The sequence below is a fragment of the Pseudomonas rustica genome (genome assembly GCF_049959085.1).
Taxonomy (GTDB): domain Bacteria; phylum Pseudomonadota; class Gammaproteobacteria; order Pseudomonadales; family Pseudomonadaceae; genus Aquipseudomonas; species Aquipseudomonas rustica.
In genome coordinates this window covers 3478227-3501687 of sequence record NZ_CP188200.1, presented here as the reverse complement: position 1 = coordinate 3501687, position 23461 = coordinate 3478227, and the positions used below count along the sequence as shown (strand labels likewise).

Here is a 23461-nt window from a genome sequence, read left to right as displayed (position 1 = left end):
ATGACTCAGCTCGATAACCTGTCTCTGGTTCAGCGATTCATTCGTTTGCCGCTCGCCCAACGGCAAGCGTTTCTGCAAAAAATGCAGAGCAAGAACATGAGCTTTGCGGCGTTGCCGATTCCCCCGGTGCGCGAGGAGTTCGAAACGATTGGCTTGTCGTTCGCGCAGGAGCGTCAGTGGTTCCTCTGGCAACTCGACCCGCACAGCGCCGCTTACCATGTGCCGACGGCGTTGCGTTTGCGCGGTGCTCTTGATCTGTCGGCATTGCAGCGCAGTTTCGATGCCTTGCTCGAACGCCATGAAGTGCTGCGCACGGTGTTTGTCGATGGCGCGGACGGCCCGATTCAGGTAGTCCAGCCGCGACTTAGTCTGCCGCTGACTCCGCAGGTGCTGGACACGCCGCCCGACGATGCAGGCCTCAAGGCATTGATCGACGCTGAAATCGCCACGCTGTTCGACCTGCAACAAGGCCCGTTACTGCGGGTCAAACTGCTGCAAATCGCGCCGGATGATCATGTGTTGGTGCTGACCCAACATCACATTATTTGCGATGGTGCTTCGGCGCAGATCATGGTCGATGATCTGGTCAAACTCTACGCCGCGCACAGCAGTGGCCAGCCAGCCAACCTCGCGGCTTTGCCGATCCAGTACGCGGATTACGCGATCTGGCAGCGCAAGTGGATGGAGGCCGGTGAGCTGGAGCGGCAACTGGCGTACTGGACCGAGCGTCTGGGCGATGGCGGCGAAGTTCTGCCATTGCCGACGGATCGTCCGCGTCCGGCGGTGCAAAGTCATCGCGGCGCGCGTCTGGATCTGAGCGTTGGCAGCGAGCTGAGCGAACGTCTGAAAGAGTTGGCCCAGCGTGAAGGCATGACGTTGTTCATGGTCTTGCTGGCGTCGTTCCAGGCCTTGCTGCATCGCTACAGCGGTCAGGCGGATATCCGCGTCGGCGTGCCGGTGGCCAACCGTAATCGGGTCGAAACCGAAGGCCTGATCGGCTTCTTCGTCAACACCCAGGTGCTGGACGCTGAGGTGCAGGGCAGCATGTCCTTCAAGGCATTGCTGGCGCAGGTCAAACAGGCGTCATTGGGCGCGCAAGCGCATCAGGATCTGCCGTTCGAGCAACTGGTGCATGCCCTCGCACCAGATCGACAATCGAGCCACAACCCGCTGTTCCAGGTGATGTTCAACCACCAGGGCGGCACGGCGGCGCAGGCGTTGCAACTGCCGGGGCTGCAAGTCGAAAGCCTCGACTGGAGTTCGCACACCGCGCAGTTTGATTTGACCCTCGATACACATGAGGCTGACGGCGCACTGGCAGCCACCCTGAGTTACGCCACCGACCTGTTCGACGCCGCCACGGTGCAGCGCATGGCCGGGCATTGGCTGAACCTGCTGCACGGCATCGTCGCCGACCCGCAGCAACGTATCGGCGAACTGCCGTTGCTGGACGCCAGCGAACAGCAACAGAACATCGCCGAGTGGAACCCGAACCCGCGCAGCTTCCCGAGCGAAGCCTGCGCGCACCAACTGATTGCCGAACAGGCGCGTCTGCGTCCCGATGCAATCGCCCTGCGTTTCAACGAGCAGACCCTGAGCTACGGCGAACTCAACCATCAGGCCAACCGCCGTGCTCATCAGTTGATCGCCCTCGGTGTCGGCCCGGACGTGCTGGTCGGTCTGGCTGCCGAGCGAGGTCTGGAAATGATCGTCGGCCTGCTGGCGATCCTCAAGGCTGGTGGCGCGTATGTGCCGCTCGACCCGACTTATCCGCAGGATCGTCTGGCTTACATGATCGAGGACAGCGGCATTCAACTGCTGCTGAGCCAGGCTGCGCTGGCCGGTCAACTGCCGGTGCCGGACGGCGTGCAGACCTTGTTGCTGGACAGCGATGTCAGCGCATTTGCCGACACCGATCCGCAGGTGACGATGGCGTCGTCGAACCTTGCCTATGTGATTTACACCTCCGGTTCGACCGGCAAACCCAAAGGCACGTTGCTGCCGCACCAGAATATTTTGCGTTTGTTCGAAGCCACCGAGCCGTGGTTCGGTTTCGGCCCGACAGACGTCTGGAGCCTGTTCCATTCCTATGCCTTCGACTTCTCGGTGTGGGAGATTTTCGGTGCGTTGCTGCACGGCGGCGAACTACTTGTGGTGCCGTACGATGTCAGCCGTTCGCCGCAGGACTTCCATGCGCTGCTGTGCGACGCCGGGGTCACCGTGCTCAACCAGACGCCGTCGGCGTTCAAGCAATTGATGCACGTGGCTTGCGCTGATGCTCGGGCGAATGCCTTGCGTTACGTGGTGTTTGGCGGCGAAGCGCTGGACGTGAAATCCCTGCGTCCGTGGTTCGAGCGCTTCGGCGATGCTGCCCCGCAACTGATTAACATGTACGGCATCACCGAAACCACCGTGCACGTGACGTATCGTCCATTGTCGGTGGCGGATCTTGAGCAGGACGCCAACAGCCCGATCGGCGAGCCAATCGCCGACCTGTCGTGGTACGTGCTCGACGGCGAACTGAACCCGGTGGCCAAGGGCTGCATCGGTGAGCTGTACGTTGGCCGTGCCGGTCTGGCGCGCGGTTATCTGAACCGTGGCGACCTCACTGCACTGCGCTTTATCCCCGATCCATTCGGCGAGAGCGGGGCGCGTCTGTACCGCACCGGCGACCTCGCGCAATACCGCAGCGACGGCGTGATCGAGTACGTCGGACGTATCGACCATCAGGTGAAAATCCGCGGTTTCCGCATCGAGCTCGGCGAAATCGAAGCACGCCTGAATGCCCTCGATGCCGTGCGCGAAGCGGTGGTGTTGGCGCAGGACGGGCCGAGTGGCCAGCAACTGGTCGGCTACGTGATTGCCGCGCACAGCGTCGACAACGAAGCCGATTTGCGCGAACAACTGAAGGCACAACTCAAGGCCGATCTGCCGGATTACATGGTGCCGACGCACCTGTTGTTCCTCGAACAATGGCCGCTGACCGCCAACGGCAAGCTCGACCGCAAAGCCCTGCCGCCAGCGGACGCCAGCCAAGTTCAGCTGGATTACGTCGCGCCGCAAAGTGCGCTGGAACAACAGATCGCGGCGATCTGGCAGGACGTACTGAAACTTGAGCGTGTCGGCCTGACCGACAACTTCTTCGAACTCGGCGGCCATTCACTGTTGGCCACGCAAATGGTTTCGCGCATCCGCCAGACCCTCGGCCTCAACCTGCAACTGCGCCAGTTGTTCGAAAACGCCAGCCTCAAAGCCTGCGTTGCAGCGCTGGAACAAACTCAAGTGGCCAAGCCTGCGAGCATCCCTCGGGCGCCGCGTGATCAAGTACAACTACCGTTGTCGTTTGCCCAGCAGCGTCAGTGGTTCCTCTGGCAAATGGAGCCAGCGAGCGCGGCGTACCACATTCCGGCGGCGCTGCGTATTCACGGCGCGCTGGATCTGAACGCGCTGCAACGCAGTTTTGCCGAGCTGATCCAGCGCCACGAAAGCCTGCGCACGACCTTCGTACAGGTCGATGAACAAGCGTTCCAGGTGATTCATGCCGAACAGGCACCGATCCTGCTGCCGGAGATTCTTGACTGCACTTCGGGCAATGCTGCCGAGCAGACTCAGGCCTATGTGCAGCGCCAGATCAGCCAGCCGTTCGACCTGCAAAACGGTCCGCTGCTACGCGTCGGTTTGTTGCAAGTGGCGCGCGAAGAACATGTGCTGGTGTTGACCCAGCATCACATCGTCTCCGATGGCTGGTCGATGCAACTGCTGGTGCAGGAATTGATTCAGCGCTACGCCGCGTATAGCCAGGGTCACTCGGTCGAGTTGGCCGAGCTGCCGATTCAGTACGCCGATTATGCGGTCTGGCAGCGCCAATTGATGGCGGCCGGCGAGCGTGAGCGCCAGCTCGATTACTGGACTGGCGTGCTCGGCGGTGAGCAGCCTTTGCTGGAACTGCCGACTGATCGTCCGCGTCCGGCGCGGCAGAGTTTTGCCGGCGCACGTCTGGCCATCGACCTGCCGCCGCTGCTCAGCCAGCAACTGCGGCAACTGGCCCAGCGCGAGGGCAGCACGCTGTTCATGCTATTGCTAGCCTCGTTCCAGAGCCTTTTGCATCGCTACAGCAATCAGTCGGACATTCGCGTTGGCGTGCCGATTGCCAACCGCAACCGGGTCGAGACTGAAGGCCTGATTGGCTTCTTCGTCAACACTCAAGTGCTCAAGGCCGAGGTCGATCCGCAGCAGCGTTTCAGTGCTCTGCTGGCGCAGGTCAAACACGCCGCCATCGGTGCCGAGGCGCATCAGGATCTGCCGTTCGAACAATTGGTCGAGGCGCTGCGCCCGGAACGCAATCTGAGTCACAGCCCACTGTTTCAGGTGTTGTACAACCATCAGAGTGCCGGGCGTCAGGCCCTGCCGGCGTTGCCGGGGCTGGTCATCGAAGCGCAGGATTGGCACAGCCAGACCGCGCAGTTCGACCTGACCCTCGACACTCTTGAGGCAGATGGCCAACTCAGCGCCGCACTGACCTACGCCACCGACCTGTTCGACGCCGCGACGGTGCAGCGCATGGCCGGGCATTGGCTGAACCTGCTGCACGGCATCGTCGCCGACCCGCAGCAACGTATCGGCGAACTGGCGTTGCTGGACGCCAGCGAGCAGCAACAGAACATCGCCGAGTGGAACCCGAACCCGCGTAGTTTCCCGAGCGAAGCCTGCGCGCACCAACTGATTGCCGAACAGGCGCGTCTGCGTCCCGATGCAATCGCCGTGCGTTTCAACGAGCAGACCCTGAGCTACGGCGAACTCAATCGTCAGGCCAACCGCCGTGCTCATCAGTTGATCGCCCTCGGTGTCGGCCCTGACGTGCTGGTCGGTCTGGCTGCCGAGCGAGGTCTGGAAATGATCGTCGGCCTGCTGGCGATCCTCAAGGCCGGTGGCGCGTACGTGCCGCTCGACCCGACTTATCCGCAGGATCGTCTGGCCTACATGATCGAGGACAGCGGCATTCAGTTGCTGCTGAGCCAGGCTGCGCTGGCCGGTCAATTGCCGGTACCGGACGGCGTGCAGACCTTGCTGCTGGACAGCGATGTCAGCGCATTTGCCGACACCGATCCGCAGGTGACGATGGCGTCGTCGAACCTCGCTTACGTGATTTACACCTCCGGTTCGACCGGCAAACCCAAAGGCACGTTGCTGCCGCACCAGAATATTTTGCGTTTGTTCGAAGCCACCGAGCCGTGGTTCGGTTTCGGCCCGACAGACGTCTGGAGCCTGTTCCATTCCTATGCCTTCGACTTCTCGGTGTGGGAGATTTTCGGTGCGTTGCTGCACGGCGGCGAACTACTTGTGGTGCCGTACGATGTCAGCCGTTCGCCGCAGGACTTCCATGCGCTGCTGTGCGACGCCGGGGTCACCGTGCTCAACCAGACGCCGTCGGCGTTCAAGCAATTGATGCACGTGGCTTGCGCTGATGCTCGGGCGAATGCCTTGCGTTACGTGGTGTTTGGCGGCGAAGCGCTGGACGTGAAATCCCTGCGTCCGTGGTTCGAGCGCTTCGGCGATGCTGCCCCGCAACTGATTAACATGTACGGCATCACCGAAACCACCGTGCACGTGACGTATCGTCCATTGTCGGTGGCGGATCTTGAGCAGGACGCCAACAGCCCGATCGGCGAGCCAATCGCCGACCTGTCGTGGTACGTGCTCGACGGCGAACTGAACCCGGTGGCCAAGGGCTGCATCGGTGAGCTGTACGTTGGCCGTGCCGGTCTGGCGCGCGGTTATCTGAACCGTGGCGACCTCACTGCACTGCGCTTTATCCCCGATCCATTCGGCGAGAGCGGGGCGCGTCTGTACCGCACCGGCGACCTCGCGCAATACCGCAGCGACGGCGTGATCGAGTACGTCGGACGTATCGACCATCAGGTGAAAATCCGCGGTTTCCGCATCGAGCTCGGCGAAATCGAAGCACGCCTGAATGCCCTCGATGCCGTGCGCGAAGCGGTGGTGTTGGCGCAGGACGGGCCGAGTGGCCAGCAACTGGTCGGCTACGTGATTGCCGCGCACAGCGTCGACAACGAAGCCGATTTGCGCGAACAACTGAAGGCACAACTCAAGGCCGATCTGCCGGATTACATGGTGCCGACGCACCTGTTGTTCCTCGAACAATGGCCGCTGACCGCCAACGGCAAGCTCGACCGCAAAGCCCTGCCGCCAGCGGACGCCAGCCAAGTTCAGCTGGATTACGTCGCGCCGCAAAGCGAGCTGGAGCAACAGATCGCGGCGATCTGGCAGGACGTACTGAAACTTGAGCGTGTCGGCCTGACCGACAACTTCTTCGAACTCGGCGGCGACTCGATCATCTCCATTCAGGTGGTCAGTCGTGCACGCGCGGCGGGCATTCGTTTCTCGCCGAAAGATCTGTTCCAGCATCAGACCGTACAGGCGCTGGCTTCAGTGGCGCAGACCGGCACTGACCAGCAAGCAATCGATCAGGCCCCGGTTCAGGGCGCTGCGTTGCTGTTGCCGATCCAGCAAGCGTTCTTCGCCGAGGCGATTCCCGAGCGTCACCACTACAACCAGTCGGTATTGCTGAAACCGGCCAGCGCGTTGCAAGCCGAGCTTGTCGAACAAGCCTTGCAGGCACTGGTGCAGCATCACGATGCCTTGCGTCTGTCGTTCAGCGAAAGCGCTGAAGGCTGGCGCGCCGAGTACCGTCAAGCGGCGTCGGAAAACCTGCTGTGGGTGCGCGAAGTCGCCGACGTCGCCGCGCTGGAAACCCTGGCCAATCAGGCCCAGCGCAGTCTGGATCTGCAAGCCGGGCCGTTGCTGCGCGGGGTGTTGGCGAACCTCGCCGATGGTACTCAACGGCTATTGTTGGTGATCCATCACCTGGCGGTGGACGGCGTGTCGTGGCGGATTCTGTTCGACGATCTGCAAACCGCTTACAACCAACTGCACGCCGTGCAGGCTGTGCAACTGCCGGCCAAGACCAGCTCGGTCAAAGCCTTCGCCGAACAGCTGCAGGGCCACGCCCGCAGCGCCGAACTGCAAGAACAATTGGCCTACTGGCAGGCGCAGTTGAGCGACGTGCAGGGCGACTTGCCGTGCCTCGATCCAGAGGCCAGCGCGCTCAATAGTCAGGCTGTCACCGTCGATACGCGACTGGACAAGCAACTGACCCGACAACTGCTGCAAGAAGCCCCGGCGGCGTATCGCACGCAGGTCAACGACCTGTTGCTGACCGCGCTGGCGCGGGTGATTTGCCGCTGGAGCGGGCACGCCAGCACCTTGATCGAGCTGGAAGGCCATGGCCGCGAAGAATTGTTCACCAACATCGATCTGACCCGCACCGTCGGTTGGTTCACCAGTATGTTCCCGGTGAAATTGACCCCGGCGGCTGACCTCGCCGATTCGATCAAGTCGATCAAGCAGGGCTTGCGCGCGATTCCTGATAAAGGCGTCGGTTTCGGTGCGCTGCGTTTTCTCGGTGACGACGTCACTCGTGCAGCGTTGCAGGCGCTGCCGCAACCGCGCATCACCTTTAACTACCTGGGCCAGTTCGACGGCAGTTTCGATGAAGCGCAGGGTGCGTTGTTCAGCCCGGCCAGCGAAGGCGCCGGCGACGAGCAGAGCCCACTGACCACGCTCGGCAACTGGCTGACCCTCAATGGTCAGGTGTTCGACGGTGCGTTGAATCTGGGCTGGACGTTCAGTCGTCAGCAGTTCGATCCGGCGCTGATCCAGCAGTTGGCCGATGACTACGCCGCTGAACTGGCGCTGCTGATCGCGCATTGCTGCGAACCGAGCAATCAGGGCATGACGCCGTCGGACTTCCCGTTGGCCGACTTCACTCAGGCGCAGCTTGATGGTCTGGCACTGCCGGCGCGTGCGGTGGATGACATCTATCCGTTGGCGCCGATGCAGCAGGGCATGTTGTTCCACAGCCTCTATGAAAACGGCAGCGGGCATTACATCAACCAGATGTGCCTGGACATCGAAGGCCTCGATCCACAACGTTTCGAAAATGCCTGGCAGGCCGCCGTCGATGCCCACGATATTCTGCGCAGCAGCTTTATTTGGCAGGGCAGCGAGCGCCCGCTGCAAGTGGTGCACAAACAGGTGCGCGTGCCCTTCACGTCGCTGGACTGGAGCGCTCGCGCCGATGTCACGTCAGCACTCGCTGAACTGGCTTCGGCAGAGCTGGCGCAGGGCTTTGATCTGGCCTGCGCACCGTTGTTGCGTCTGGTGCTGGTGCAGACCGGCGCGCAGCGTTATCACCTGATCTACACCCATCACCACATCCTGATGGATGGCTGGAGCAATTCGCAGTTGCTCGGCGAAGTGCTGCAGCGTTATGACGGCCAGACCTTGCCGCGTCAGGCCGGGCGCTACCGCGACTACATCAGTTGGCTGCAAGGGCGCGATACCAAGGTCAGTGAAGCGTTCTGGCTGGAGCAACTGCATTCGTTCGAGGCGCCGACCCGTCTCGCCGAAACCCGTTTCGGTGTTGACGAAGCGGCGTTCGCCAGCAGCCACGTCAGTCACTACCACTGGTTGGACAAGGTGCAGACCCAAGCCCTGAGTGAATTTGCGCGTACGCAGAAAGTCACCCTCAACACCGTCATCCAGGCCGCCTGGCTGATGCTGCTGCAGCACTACACCGGGCATGCCACCGTGGCTTTCGGAGCGACCGTGTCCGGGCGGCCGACCGAGCTCAAAGGCATCGAGCAGCAGATCGGCCTGTTCATCAACACCTTGCCGGTCATCGCCAGCCCTCGGCCGGAGCAATCGGTGTCGGCCTTGTTGCAACAGGTGCAGGCGCAAAACGTCGCCCTGCGCGAGCACGAGCACACGCCGCTGTTCGAGATTCAGCGCTGGGCCGGGCAGGGCGGCGAGGGTTTGTTCGACACCTTGCTGGTGTTCGAAAACTACCCGCTGTCGGACGCGTTGCAAGCGCAGGCACCGTCTGGGTTGAGCTTCGGCACCGTGGACAATCAGGAACAGACTAATTTCCCGTTGACCCTGGCCGTTAATCACAATGACACCCTGAGTCTGCACTTTACTTATGCCCACGCTGCTTTCCCTACACACACCGTCGAGCGCCTGGCTGAGCAGGTGGCACACGTGCTCGCGCAGATGGTGAGCACGCCGGCCGGCCGCAGCCTTGGCGAGATCGACTTGCTGGGCGATGTCACGCGCACGCTGTTGTTGCGCGACTGGAACGCCACGACTGTCGCGACGGCCGAGCACCATCAGGTGCAGCAATGCATCGAAGCGCAGGCACGGCTGACGCCGAACGCCGTGGCGCTGGTGACCGAGCAGACCACGCTGACCTATGCGCAACTCAATGCCCAGGCCAACCGTTTGGCCCATGTCTTGATCGAGCGCGGCGTCGGCCCCGATGTATTGGTCGGTCTGGCGATGTCGCGTGGCGTGCAAATGGTGGTCGGCTTGCTGGCGATTCTCAAGGCTGGCGGCGCCTATGTGCCGCTGGATCCGGCGTATCCGCAGGATCGTCTGACCTACATGATCGAGGACAGCGGCATTGTCCTGCTGCTGACTGAAACCAGTCTGCAACCACGTTTTGCCGATGTCGCAGTGACAACGCTGTTGCTCGATCAGCCGGCGCATTGGCTGGATGCTTACAGCGAGCGCGATCCGCAGGTGCTGATCGATGAGCACAACCTCGCCTACGTGATCTACACCTCCGGCTCCACCGGCCAGCCGAAGGGCGTGACCGTGCGCCATGGCGGCCTGAGCAACCACATGCAGTGGATGCAGGAATGCCTGCAACTGACGCCTGCGGATCGCGTCCTGCAAAAAACCGCGATCAGCTTCGATGCGTCGGTCTGGGAATTCTGGCTGCCGCTGATGAACGGCGCGCAACTGGTGCTGGCCTCGGCGCAATTCAATCTCGACCTGACCACGCTGTGGGCCGACGTCGCGCGACTGCGCATCAGCGTGCTGCAAATGGCGCCGTCGCTGTTGCAAGCGTTGCTGCCGCTGGCGACGCGTGAGCAACTGGCTTCGTTGCGCCTGTTGCTGTGCGGTGGCGAGGCCCTGAGTGCGCACCTTTCACGTGAAGTGATGGCGCTGTTCGACGGTGAGTTGCGCAATCTCTACGGCCCGACCGAAGCGACCATCGACACCAGCAGCCACTCGGTGCCGCGCACGGTCGCAGACGACGCGCGAATCATGCCGATCGGGCGCCCGATCAGCAACGTGCGCACCTACGTGCTGGACGCGGCGCTGCAACCTTGCGCCATCGGTGCGACGGGTGAGTTGTACATCGCCGGTGATTCTCTGGCCCGTGGTTATCACCAGCGCGGCGCACTGACTGCCGAACGCTTTATTCCTGATCCGTTCGCCGGTTTTGGCGGTCGTCTGTACCGCACCGGCGACCTGGCGCGCTATGCCGAAGACGGCGTGATCGAATACATCGGTCGTATCGACCATCAAGTGAAGATTCGCGGTCTGCGCATCGAACTCGGTGAAATCGAAGCGCGCTTGCAAGCGCTGCCTGAAGTGCGTGATGCGGTAGTGCTGGCGCGGGAAGAACTGAGCGGGCCGAACCTGGTCGCGTATCTGGTCAGCCACGACAACAGCCTCGACGCGGCGCCTCTGGCCGAACTACTCAAAGCGCAATTGGCCCGGCAGGTGCCGGATTTCATGGTGCCGACCCACTGGGTGTTCCTTGACCAATTGCCGCTGACGCCTAACGGCAAACTCGATCGCAAGGCCTTGCCGGCACCGGACACCCGCGCGCATCAGTCGGTTTATCTGGCGCCGCAGAGCGAGCTGGAATGCAAGGTCGCGGCGATCTGGCAGGACGTGCTGAAAATCGACCAGGTCGGGCTGGCTGACGACTTCTTTGAACTCGGCGGGCACTCACTGCTGGTGGTCAATGTGGTCTCGCGCCTGCAACTCGAACTGGGCCTGAAGCTGACGCCCCAACTGATATTCCAATTCCCGGTGCTGGGTGCGTTTGTCGCGCAACTCGAGCAGTCCGGCGAGCAAATGAGCACGTCGAAATTGAGCAAGCTTGAAGCGCTGCTTGATGAATTTGAGGAGGTTTGATGGACACCGCTGTCGCACAACGTATTGCCAGGCGCTTCATAACGCTGCCGCTGGAAAAACGTCGCTTGTACTTGCAGAAAATGCTCGAAGAGGACGTTTCCCCGGCGAACCTGCCGATTCCGCCTGTCAGTGCCGAGTTCGACACCTTGTTGTTGTCTTTCGCCCAGGAACGTCAATGGTTCCTGTGGCAGCTGGATCCCGAAAGCGCGGCGTACCACATGCCCACGGCCCTGCGTTTGCGCGGGCCGCTGGACGTCGCTGCACTGGAGAAAAGTTTCCATGCGCTGGTGGCGCGCCACGACAGTCTGCGCACCACCTTCGTGCTCAACGGCGAGCACGCTGTGCAGCAAGTCCACGCGGTTTCGCCAGTGCAGCTGCAAGCGCAAGTGCTGGCGCAGAGGCCGGACGACACGCAACTGCGCCACTTGATCGAAGAAGAAACCCGCCAACTGTTCGACCTGCAACAAGGGCCATTGCTGCGCACACGTCTGCTGCAACTGGCACCCGACGATCATGTGCTGATCGTGACCTTGCACCACATCGTCTCCGATGGCTGGTCGATGCAGGTGATGGTCGAGGAACTGGTCAAAGGCTACGCCGCGTTCATTCAAGGGCAGGCGCCGGTGTTGCCCGAGTTGCCGATCCAGTACGCCGACTATGCGATCTGGCAGCGCCACTGGATGGAGGCGGGCGAGCGTGAGCGTCAACTTGAATATTGGATCGCGCGCCTCGGCGGTCAGCAACCGGTACTCGAATTGCCAACTGATTTTGCCCGCCCGGCGGTCATGAGTTATCGCGGTGCCCGCCTGGAACTGGACATCGACGCGGCGTTGGTCAGCGGCCTCAAACAGATGGCGCAGCGCGAAGGGGTCAGTCTGTTCATGATCCTGCTGGCCTCGTTCCAGGCTTTGCTGCATCGCTACAGCGGTCAGAACGACATCCGCGTCGGTGTGCCGACGGCCAACCGTAATCGGGTGGAAACCGAGCGCCTGATCGGCTTTTTCGTCAACACCCAAGTGCTCAAGAGCGAGGTCGACAGTCAGGACGCGTTCAGCGCATTGCTGCAACAGGTCAAGCAGACTGCGCTGGGCGCGCAGGCGCATCAGGATCTGCCGTTCGAGCAATTGGTCGAAGCGCTGCAACCCGAGCGCAACCTCAGTCACAGTCCGCTGTTCCAGGTGATGTTCAATCACCAGACCCAAGGCCTGTCGACTGCAGCGCCGGTGGGCGGTTTGAAAGTCGAGGGTTTGCGTTGGGACAGCCACAGCGCGCAGTTCGATCTGACCCTGGAAACCGTCGAGCACAGCGACGGCCTGTCGGCGGCGCTGATCTACGCCACCGACCTGTTTGGCGCCGACACCGTTGCGCGCATGGCCGGGCATTGGCAGAACCTGTTGCGCGGGATTGTCACCAACCTTGGCCAGTCCATCGGCGAACTGCCGCTGCTGAGCGCCGCCGAGTATCAAGCGCAGCTCAACGACGGTAACCGTAGCGTCGCGCCGGCACCTGAAAAAGGCTTCGTTCATCAGCTGTTTGAAGCGCAAGCGGCGCGCACCCCCGATGCTCCGGCGTTGGTGATTGATGGCCAGCGCTTGAGCTACGCCCAGCTCAATGCCCGGGCCAATCAGTTGGCGCGCAAGCTGCAGACCCTCGGTGTGGCGCCGGATGTGCTGGTCGGCATTTCGGTCGAGCGCAGCACGCACATGCTGGTGGGCCTGCTGGCGATCCTCAAGGCGGGCGGCGCCTACCTGCCGCTGGATCCGGCGTTCCCGCAGGATCGTCTGGCGTACATGATCGACGACAGCGGCATCGATTTGCTGTTGACGCAGAGCTCGCTGCTCAGCCAGTTGCCCGTGCCGGACTCGCTCACCACGCTGGTGCTGGATCAAGAGGGCGATTGGCTCGACGGCTTTGCCGGCGAGGATCTGCCGACACGTCTGCACAGCGAACATCTGGCCTACGCGATCTATACCTCCGGCTCGACCGGCCAGCCGAAAGGCGTGATGGTTCGCCACGCTGCGTTGACCAATTTCGTCGCCAGCATGGCCAAGGCGCCGGGCATGGTGGCGCAGGATCGCGCGCTGTCGTTGACCACGTTCTCCTTCGATATTTTTGGCCTGGAAATCTATGTGCCACTGATGGTTGGCGCCTGCATTGTCCTGACCGGGCAGGAGGTCGCGCAGGATCCGTACGCGGTGCTGGCGCTGATTGCTGCCGAGCAGGTCAACGTGGTGCAAGCAACACCGTCGACCTGGCGCATGCTGCTCGACAACGAAAACGCCGCGCAACTGCGCGGTTGCAAGTGCCTGTGCGGCGGTGAAGCGCTGCCTCAGGAACTGGCGGTGCGCATGCTCGCCCTCGGCGGTGAAGTGTGGAACCTCTACGGGCCCACCGAAACCACGATCTGGTCGGCGTTGCATCCGCTGCGCTCGCAAGATGCACAACCGTGGCTGGGCGGGCCGATCGACAACACCTTGCTGTACATCGTCGGCGCCGATTTGCTGCCGGTGCCTTATGGCGTGGCCGGTGAGTTGCTGATCGGCGGTGAAGGCCTGGCGCGCGGTTACTTCCAGCGTCCGGCGCTGACGGCCGAACGTTTCGTACCGCATCCGTATGCCGCGAGGGGCGAGCGTCTGTACCGCACCGGCGACCTCGCACGGCAGCGTGCCGACGGCATTATCGAATACCTCGGCCGCATCGACCATCAAGTGAAAATCCGTGGCTTCCGCATTGAATTGGGCGAGATCGAAGCGCGTCTGCTCGAACAGGACGCCGTGCGCGAAGCCGCCGTGCTGGCTCAGGATGCTCCGGGTGGTCAGGCGCTGGTGGCTTACATTGTGCCGGCCGCCGACCTCAACACACTGGATGCCGACGAACAAAGCCGTTTGCGCGACAGCCTCAATGCACGCCTCAAGATCAATCTGCCGGATTACATGGTGCCGGCGCACATGGTGCTGCTGGCGCGGTTCCCGCGGACGCCGAACGGCAAGCTCGATCGCAAACAGTTGCCCAAACCCGATGCCAGTCAATGGCGCAAAACCTATGTGGCGCCAGAGACGCCGGTGCAACAGGCGGTAGCGGCGATCTGGGCCGAGATTCTCAAGGTCGAGCGCGTTGGTCTGAGCGACAACTTCTTCGAATTGGGCGGTCATTCGTTGCTGGCCACGCAAGTGGTGTCGCGCATCCGCCAGCAACTCGAGATTCAAGTGCCGCTGCGCCTGCTGTTCGCCCACAACAGCCTGCAAGGTTTTGTCCAAGCGATGGACTCGGCGTCGACCGAGCAGGAATCGGTGATCAGCCGCGTTCCGCGAGAACAGCGGCTGGCCTTGTCTTTCGCGCAACAGCGGCAGTGGTTCCTCTGGCAACTGGATCCGACCAGCAGCGCTTATCACATCCCGGCGGCGCTGCGCTTGCGCGGCGCACTGGATCCAGCGGCGTTGCAGCAGAGTTTCGATGCGCTGGTCGAGCGTCACGAAAGTTTGCGCACCCGCTTCGTGCTGGACAACGAACGTCCGGTGCAAGTGATCGAAGATGCTGCTGCCGTGACCATTGCGCTTGCATCGGTCGATGCCGCGCTCGACGCGCAAGGCCTGCGCGGGTTGATCGAAGCCGAAACCCGGCAACTGTTCGATTTACGGCGTGGGCCGCTGCTGCGGGTCAAACTTCTGCAATTGGCAGCTGACGACCATGTGCTGATCCTGACCCAACACCACATTGTTTCCGATGCCTGGTCGATGCAAATCATGGTCGATGACCTGATGCAGTTGTACGCCGGTTTCAGTCAGGGTCAACCGGCTGCGCTGGTGCCGTTACCGATCCAGTACGCCGATTATGGCCATTGGCAGCGGCAATGGCTGGAGGCGGGGGAGCAGCAACGGCAACTGGATTACTGGACGGCGCAGTTGGGCGGCGAACAGCCGATTCTTGAATTGGCCACCGATCATCCGCGTCCGGCACAGCAAAGCTATCGCGGTGCGCGTCTGCCGATCAGCCTGGAACCGGCACTGGCTGAAGGCCTCAAGCGTTTGGCCAAAGAGCGCAACACCACGCTGTTCATGCTGTTGTTGGCGAGCTTCCAGACCCTGTTGCATCGCTACACCGGGCAAAACGATATTCGCGTCGGCGTACCGATCGCTAACCGTAACCGGGTCGAGGCCGAGCGCCTGCTGGGCTTCTTCGTCAACACTCAAGTGCTCAAGGCTGAGATCGACGGCAACCTGCGTTTCGACCAGTTGCTTGATCAGGTCAAACAGCGCGCATTGGGCGCGCAGGCGCATCAGGATCTGCCATTCGAGCAGTTGGTGGAATTGCTCGCACCCGCTCGTAACCTGAGTCATACACCGTTGTTCCAGGTGATGTTCAACCATGCCAGCGATGCGCGTCGCGCCGTTTCGACGTTGCCAGGCCTGAGCCTCGAAGAACTGACCTGGGACGCTGGCACCGCGCAGTTCGACCTGACGCTGGACACCTTCGAGTTCGATGAAGGCATCAGTGCGGCGCTGTCGTATGCCAGCGATCTGTTCGAACCTTCGACCATCGCTCGTCTCGGCGAACATTTCCTTAACCTGCTGCGCGCTATCGTCGCGCAGCCGACCCGACGCATTGGCGAACTGCCGATGCTCGACGCGGCGCAGCGCCGAGTGATCGTCGAGGACTGGAACCACACGTTTGCCGACTACCCGAATCAGCAGCCGGTGCATCATCTGATCGAAGCGCAGGTCGAGCGGGATCCGCACGCGCTGGCGCTGGTGTTCGAAGGGCAATCACTGACCTACCGTGAGCTGAACGAGCAGGCCAACCGTTTGGCCCATGCCTTGATCGCACGGGGCATCGGCCCGGATGTGCTGGTGGGTATTTCGGCGCATCGCAGTCTGGAAATGGTGATTGGCTTGTTAGCCATTCTCAAGGCTGGTGGCGCTTACGTGCCGCTGGATCCGGAGTACCCGACCGAACGTCTGGCGTACATGATCGATGACAGCGGCATTCAGTGGCTGCTGACGCAGCAGGCGCTGCTCGACACCTTGCCGATTCCCGATCGCCTGCAGACGCTGTTGCTCGACGCCGATGACGCGTGGCTGGGCGACGCTGCATCAAGCAATCCGACGCCGGCGCTGACTGCTCAAAACCTGGCGTACGTGATTTACACCTCCGGTTCTACCGGCAAGCCAAAAGGCGCCGGCAACAGCCACGGCGCGCTGTCTAACCGTTTGTGCTGGATGCAGCAGGCCTATGAGCTGCGCGCTGGCGACAGTGTGCTGCAAAAGACGCCGTTCAGTTTTGACGTGTCGGTGTGGGAGTTTTTCTGGCCGTTGATGACCGGCGTACGTCTGGTCGTCGCGGCACCGGGCGACCATCGTGATCCGGCGAAACTGGTCCGCCTGATCGAGCGCGAAGCGATCACTACCCTGCATTTCGTGCCGTCGATGCTGCAAGCGTTTGTCCTCGATGCCCATGTCAGCCGCTGCACCAGCCTGACCCGCATCGTTTGCAGCGGTGAAGCGCTGCCGGTCGATGCGCAGCAACAGGTTTTCGCCAAGTTGCCGAATGCCGGTTTGTATAACCTCTACGGCCCGACCGAAGCGGCCATCGACGTGACCCATTGGACCTGCCGCGATGAAGGTCGCGATGCGGTGCCGATCGGCGAACCGATTGCCAACCTGATGACCTACATTCTCGACGCCGAACTCAATCCGGTGCCGAGCGGCGTCAATGGCGAGCTGTACCTCAGCGGCCTGGGCCTGGCGCGCGGCTACCACCGTCGTCCGGAATTGACCGCCGAACGCTTTGTCGCCAGTCCGTTCGTGGCCGGCGAGCGCCTGTATCGCACGGGCGATCTGGCGCGCTATCGCCCGAACGGTGTGATCGATTACATCGGTCGCATCGACCATCAGGTGAAAATCCGTGGTTTCCGTATCGAGCTGGGCGAAATCGAAGCGCGCCTGCTGGAACATGACGCCGTGCGTGAAGCGGTGGTCGTCGCGCAGGACAGCCGCAGCGGCAAAGTCCTCAGTGGTTATGTCGTCGCCACGGAATTTGACGCGACGGACTGGCCGTCGATGCGCGAAACCCTGCAGGCGCATTTACGTCAGACCCTGCCGGAACACATGGTACCTGCGCACTTGACCCTGCTGCAGAGCATGCCGCTGAGCCCCAATGGCAAGCTCGACCGCAAGGCACTGCCGGCACCTGACGTGGCTGAAGCCCAGCAAGCTTTCGTCGCGCCGATCAATGCGATCGAAACAGCGTTAGCGCAGATCTGGCAAGCGGTGCTCGGCGTGGCTCAAGTCGGTACGGCAGACAATTTCTTCGCCCTCGGTGGCGACTCGATCAACTCGATTCAAGTGGTCAGCCGCGCCCGACAGCAGGGCATAGGCCTGACCCCGAAAGACCTGTTTTTGCATCAGAACATTCAAGCGCTGGCCCGCGTGGCCACGGCGACTGAGGATGCGGTGATAGACCAAGGCCCGGTCACCGGCGACAGTCCGCTGGTGCCGATGCAGCAGTGGTTTTTCGCCAGTGATATTCCGCACCGCGAGCACTGGAACCAGTCGGTGATGCTAACGCCGCGCGAGGCGCTGAACGTCGCGCACTTGCAGCAAGCCCTCGCAAATGTAGTGGCGCATCACGATGCCTTGCGTCTGCGTTTTGTGCAGGCGAGCAATGGCGCCTGGCAGGCCAGCCATCAGGCGCTGGCCGAGCAGGTGTCGGAAATCTGGCAACGCACAGCCGAAAGCGCTGACGAAATCGTCGCCATCGCCGATCAGGCCCAGCGCAGTCTCGATCTGCAAAACGGCCCGTTGTTGCGCTGCACATTGATTGCCGTGCAGGACGGCAGCGAACGTCTGCACCTGGCGATCCATCACCTGGTGATGGACGGTGTGTCGTGGCGCGTGCTGCTGGAAGATTTGCAGAATGCTTATCGTCAGCTCAGTGCCAATCAACCAGTGACGTTGCCGGCAAAATCCACGGCGTTGAAAACCTGGGCCGAGCAGTTGCAGGCTTACGCGCACAGCGAAACGCTGAACAAGGAACTCGACTACTGGAGCCGTCAACTCGATCAGGCCTTGCCGGAGTTGCCGCGTATTCGTCCTGAGGGCAGTCAGGCGTCGGTGCATGGCCGTTCGGTCAATACGCGTCTGGATGCCGAGCAGACCCACCGTCTGCTCAAACAGGCGCCGTCGGCGTATCGCACGCAGGTCAATGACCTGTTGCTCAGCGCCCTGGCGCAAGTGATTTGCCAGTGGACGGCGCAGCCGGCGTGTCTGGTGCAGCTTGAGGGGCATGGTCGCGAAGAGCTGTTCGATGGCGTCGACCTGAGCCGCACGGTGGGCTGGTTTACCAGCCTGTTCCCGGTGTTGCTGACCCCGGCGAAACAGCCAGCCGAAGCGATCAAACGCATCAAGGAACAACTGCGCGCGGTGCCGGAAAAAGGTCTGGGCTATGGCGTGTTGCGCTACCTCGGTGCGGACGCTGTCCAGCAACGTCTGGCGCAATTGCCGCAAGCGCGGATTACCTTCAACTACCTCGGCCAGTTCGACCAGAGCTTCGATGAGCAGGCACTGTTTGTGCCGAGCGAAGAGGGCAGCGGGGCCGGGCACGGCGACGACGTCGCCTTGAGCAACTGGCTGACCATCGATGGCCGGGTGTTCAACGGACAGTTGTCGCTGGACTGGACGTTCAGCCGCGATATCTTCGACGAAGCGGTGATTCAGCAACTGGCCGATGCCTACGCGGTAGCGCTGGAGCAATTGATTGAGCATTGCTGCACCCAGGAGCACTTGGGCCTGACGCCGTCCGACTTCCCGCTGGCGCGTCTGACCCAGCCGCAGCTGGATCGTCTGCCGGTGCCCGTGGCGCAGGTGGAGGATATTTACCCACTGTCGCCGATGCAGGACGGCATGTTGTTCCACACCTTGGCCGACGACAGTTCCGGTTTGTACATCAACCAGATCAGCCTGCCGGTGCACGGTCTGGACACCGAACGCTTTGCACAGGCGTGGCAATACGTGATCGGCCGCGAAGACATTTTGCGCACCAGTTTCCACTTCCCGGAAGGCTCGAATACCCCGGTGCAGATCGTCCATCGTCAGGTGGAGTTGCAACTGACGGTGGAAGACTGGCGCGTGCGAGACATCAATGAAGCCGACGTCACCGAACGAGCGACCGCCGATTATCTGGCCGGTTTCGACCTCAGTCAGGCGCCATTGCAGCGCGTCTTGCTACTGCGTCTGGAAGACGATCGCTACCAGATGATCTGGACCTGCCATCACATCCTGATGGATGGCTGGAGCAGTTCGCGGTTGTTCGGCGAAGTCATGCAGTTCTACAGCCACGGCCAGGTGCAGGGCCGTAATGGCCGCTATCGTGAATTCATCGAGTGGCTGCAACGTCAGGATCAGGGTTCGCTGGAAAGTTTCTGGCGCAGTCGCCTCGAACCGCTGGAGCAGGCGACGTCGCTGAATCAGGCGATGTTCCCGCGGCATGTCGAAGAACTGCCGGGGCACGAGGCGATTTATTCACGGTGGGACGCGGCGCAAACCGCGCGTTTGCAGCAGGCTTGTCGTGCCTTGCAAATCACCCCGAACACGTTGATTCAGGGGGCGTGGTTGCTGTTGCTGCAACGCTTTACCGGGCAGAACACCGTGGTATTTGGCGCGACCGTTTCCGGTCGCCCGGCCGGTTTGGCCAACGCCGACAATATTCTTGGCCTGTTCATCAACACCTTGCCGGTGATCCAGACCTTGCGGCCGGAACAGCCGCTGGATCAGTGGCTGCAGCAACTGCAGGCATACAACACCGATATTCGCGAGTTTTCCCATGCACCGTTGGCGGACATTCAGCGCTGGTCGGGGCTGGGCGGGCAGGGCTTGTTCGACAGCATCATCGTCTTCGAAAACTACCCGATCGACGAGCGTCTTAGCGAGCAGCAGGACAGCGGTCTGAGCTTCGGTGAGTCACGCAATCATGACGTGACCAACTTCCCGATGGATCTGGCAGTCAATCTCGGCGAGCAGTTGTCCATCGAGTATCTGTTCCTGCGTAACGCATTCAGCCTTGAGGCGGTGGAGCAGATCCGTCGCACGCTGGAAGACACCCTTGAAGCGATGATTGCCGCGCCAAGCGTGTGCCTGGGCAACCTGCAGCGTTTGTCCGCGCAACAATGGCAAGCGTTTGAACAATGGAGCGCAGCGCCTGAGGCGAGTTATCAGGCGCAGTTGCTGCCCGAATTGATTGCTCGTCATGCGCAGTCGCGGCCTGAGGTCACGGCACTGGTCTGCGGTGACGCTACGCTGAGTTACGCTGAGCTGGAGCGTCGCGCCAACCGTCTCGCCCATCGACTGATCGAACTGGGTGCCGGGCCGGAAGTGGTCATCGGTGTGGCGCTGGAACGTTCGGTGGAAATGGTCGTGGCATTGCTGGCGGTGATGAAAAGCGCTTCGGCGTATGTGCCGTTGGACATCGATTATCCGCCGGAGCGTCTGGCGTTCATGATCGAAGATTCGGCGATGGCGCTGCTGCTCACCCACACGCAGGTGCAAGATCGCTTGCCGGTGGTCGAGGGGCTGGCGCGTCTGGCTATCGATGAATTCGACGACAGCGCTTACCGCGACACACCTCCGGTCAGCGGCTTGCTCGCGGGCAATCTGGCGTATCTGATTTACACCTCCGGCTCGACCGGAAGGCCGAAAGGCGTCGCGGTGGCGCACGGGCCGATGAGCATGCATTGCCAGGCCATTGCCGAGCTATACGACATGGACGAGCGCACCCGTGAGCTGCATTTCATGTCGTTTGCCTTCGACGGTGCCCACGAGCGCTGGCTGAGCACGCTGTTCAGCGGCGGCACGCTGGTGATTCGCGACGCCAGTTTGTGGACACCGGAGCAGACCTTCGAGGCCTTGCATCAGCACGCGATCACGATTGCCTGTTTCCCGCCGGCCTACCTTAAACAACTAGCCGAATACGCTGCACACAGCCAATTGGCGCCGCCGCCGGTACGCGTATATTGCTTTGGCGGCGACGCGGTGCCGGATCAAACCTTTGAGCAAGTGAAAGCCGCGTTGCGTCCGCAATTCTTCACCAACGGTTATGGCCCGACCGAAACCGTGGTCACGCCGATGCTGTGGAAGGTGCCGGTCAGCGAGCGCTGTGAAGCGGCGTACGCGCCGATCGGTCGTGCTGTCGGCGAACGTGCGTTGTACGTGCTCGACGAAGATCTCAATCCGCTGCCACCGGGTATCGCCGGCGAGCTGTACATCGGCGGCCAGGGTATCGCCCGTGGCTACTACCAGCGTCCGGATCTGAGCGCCGAGCGTTTCGTGCCGGATCCGTTCGGCCAGCCGGGCGATCGGCTGTACCGCAGCGGCGATCTGGTGCGCCAGCGTGCCGACGGTGTGCTCGATTACGTCGGGCGCATCGACCATCAGATCAAGGTGCGCGGGTTCCGTATCGAACTCGGCGAAATCGAAGCCAGTCTGCGTCAGCTCGCCGACGTCAGCGATGCGTTGGTGATCGCCCGCGACAGTGCCTCGGGTAAACAACTGATCGGTTATGTGGTGACGCCGCAGGGTGTGGCCATCGGTGATCGACTCAAGTCCGAATTGCGTACGCAACTGCCGGACTACATGGTGCCGGCGCAGGTGATCTGCCTCGCCGCGCTACCGGTCACGCCGAACGGCAAACTCGATCGCCAGGCCTTGCCGGAACCCGAGTTCAAGGGCGCGGAATATGTGGCCGGGCGCACCCGTGACGAGCAACTGCTGGCCGAGGTCTGGGCCGATGTGTTGCAAGTCGAGCGGGTGGGCATTACCGACAACTTCTTCGAACTGGGTGGCGACTCGATTCTCAGCCTGCAAGTGGTGTCGCGGGTGCGCAACCACGCGGAGCTAAAGATGGATCTGAAACTGCGCGACCTGATGCGTGGGCAGACCATCGAAGCGATTTTCGAACAGCGTTCGAGCGCAGTGGCGAGCGTGGTTGAAGACGTGACGCAGGTGGCGGCCGAAGGGCAGTTCAACCTGATTCCGATCCAGCAATGGCTGTTCGATCAACGCATGAGCGAGCCGCATCACTACAACCAGGCGCTGATGTTGCGTGCGCGGCAAGCACTGAATTTGCCGGCGCTGGAAATGGCCCTGCGCGCAATGATGCAGCAGCACGACGCCCTGCGTCTGCGCTTCAGCGATGTCGGCGGGCGCCATTATCAGCATTACCAACCGCTGGCGGAGATGCAGGCGCAATGGGCCAACGAAGCGTTGCTGTGGCAGCACGAAGTGGCCGATGAAGCCGAACTGGAACTGTATGCCGAGCAGGTGCAACGCAGCCTCGATCTGCACAATGGGCCGGTGTGGCGCACGGCGCACGTGACGTTGCCTGCTGGCGAAAGCCGTGTGCTGATGGTCATTCATCACTTGGTCATCGACACGGTGTCATGGCGTTTGCTGTTGCAGGATTTGCAGGTGGCTTACGAGGCGTACAGCGCCGGTGGCTCACCGAACCTGCCGATTCGCACCAGCAGCTATCGCGCCTGGGCCGAAGGCTTGCAAGCCTACGCAGCGGATTATCCGTCGGAGGAAAAGGCTTGGTGGCTGGCGCAGATCGACCAGCCCGGCAGCGAGTTGCCGTGCGATAACCCGCGCGGCAAGAATCAGGTGCAATACCAGTCGGTAGCGCATTTGGGCTTGTCGGAACAGCACACCCAGCAACTGCTCAAGCAAGTGCCGGCGGTGTATCAGACGCAGATCAACGATGTGCTGCTGGCGGCGCTGAGCCGGGTGCTGTGCCGCTGGAGTGAGCAGTCTTCGGTGCTGATTCAGCTTGAGGGCCACGGCCGTGAAGATCTGGTCAAGGACATCGACTTGAGCCGCAGTCTGGGCTGGTTCACCAGCATGTTCCCGGTGCGCCTGGTGCCCGGCGAAAACGCCGACATCGAATCTTCGGTGCGTGCCGTGCAGCGGCAGTTGGCGGCGGTGCCGAACAAAGGTCTGGGCTACGGCGTGCTGCGTCACATGAGCGGCGGGGCGATGGCCGAGACCTTGAGTCAGGCGCCGCAGGCACGCGTGACCTTCAACTATTTGGGGCAATTCGACCAAAGCTTTGATGACAAAGCCATGCTGGTGCCGGCGGCAGAAAGCTACGGCAGTTGCTACAGCCCGCATGCTGCGCTGGGCAACTGGCTGGAAGTGGTCGGTCAGGTGTACGACGGGCGCCTGGCCTTGCGCTGCATCTACAGCACTCGCCGTTACCGCGCCGAGACTGTCGAGCAACTGATGCGCGAGTATCAGGCGGAACTGGAGGCGCTGATCGAGCACTGTGTCGCACAAGCGGCCTAAGTATTGGCCCTGATCCATCGTTATACACAGAGGAGCCCTTGCGGCTGATGTCGAGCAGT

2 protein-coding genes are annotated in these 23461 nt (G+C 61.9%); both read left to right on the top strand.

Annotated features, from left to right (window positions below; genetic code table 11):
• Positions 1-11073, top strand: a complete 11073-nt coding sequence (locus ACP3TY_RS15875) for a non-ribosomal peptide synthase/polyketide synthase (RefSeq protein WP_426617953.1) — start codon at positions 1-3, stop codon at positions 11071-11073.
• The gene (locus ACP3TY_RS15870) at positions 11073-23402 is read left to right on the top strand and encodes a non-ribosomal peptide synthase/polyketide synthase (RefSeq protein WP_426617952.1); all 12330 of its coding nucleotides are present in this window, start codon (positions 11073-11075) and stop codon (positions 23400-23402) included. Before ACP3TY_RS15875 ends, ACP3TY_RS15870 begins: the two co-directional genes overlap by 1 nt.
• The last annotated feature ends 59 nt before the right edge of the window (positions 23403-23461 follow it).

Excerpts from the sequence above, each read along its gene's own strand:
- ACP3TY_RS15875 (WP_426617953.1), top strand. The coding sequence starts at position 1 with ATGACTCAGCTCGATAACCTGTCTCTGGTTCAGCGATTCATTCGTTTG.
- ACP3TY_RS15870 (WP_426617952.1), top strand. The coding sequence starts at position 11,073 with ATGGACACCGCTGTCGCACAACGTATTGCCAGGCGCTTCATAACGCTG.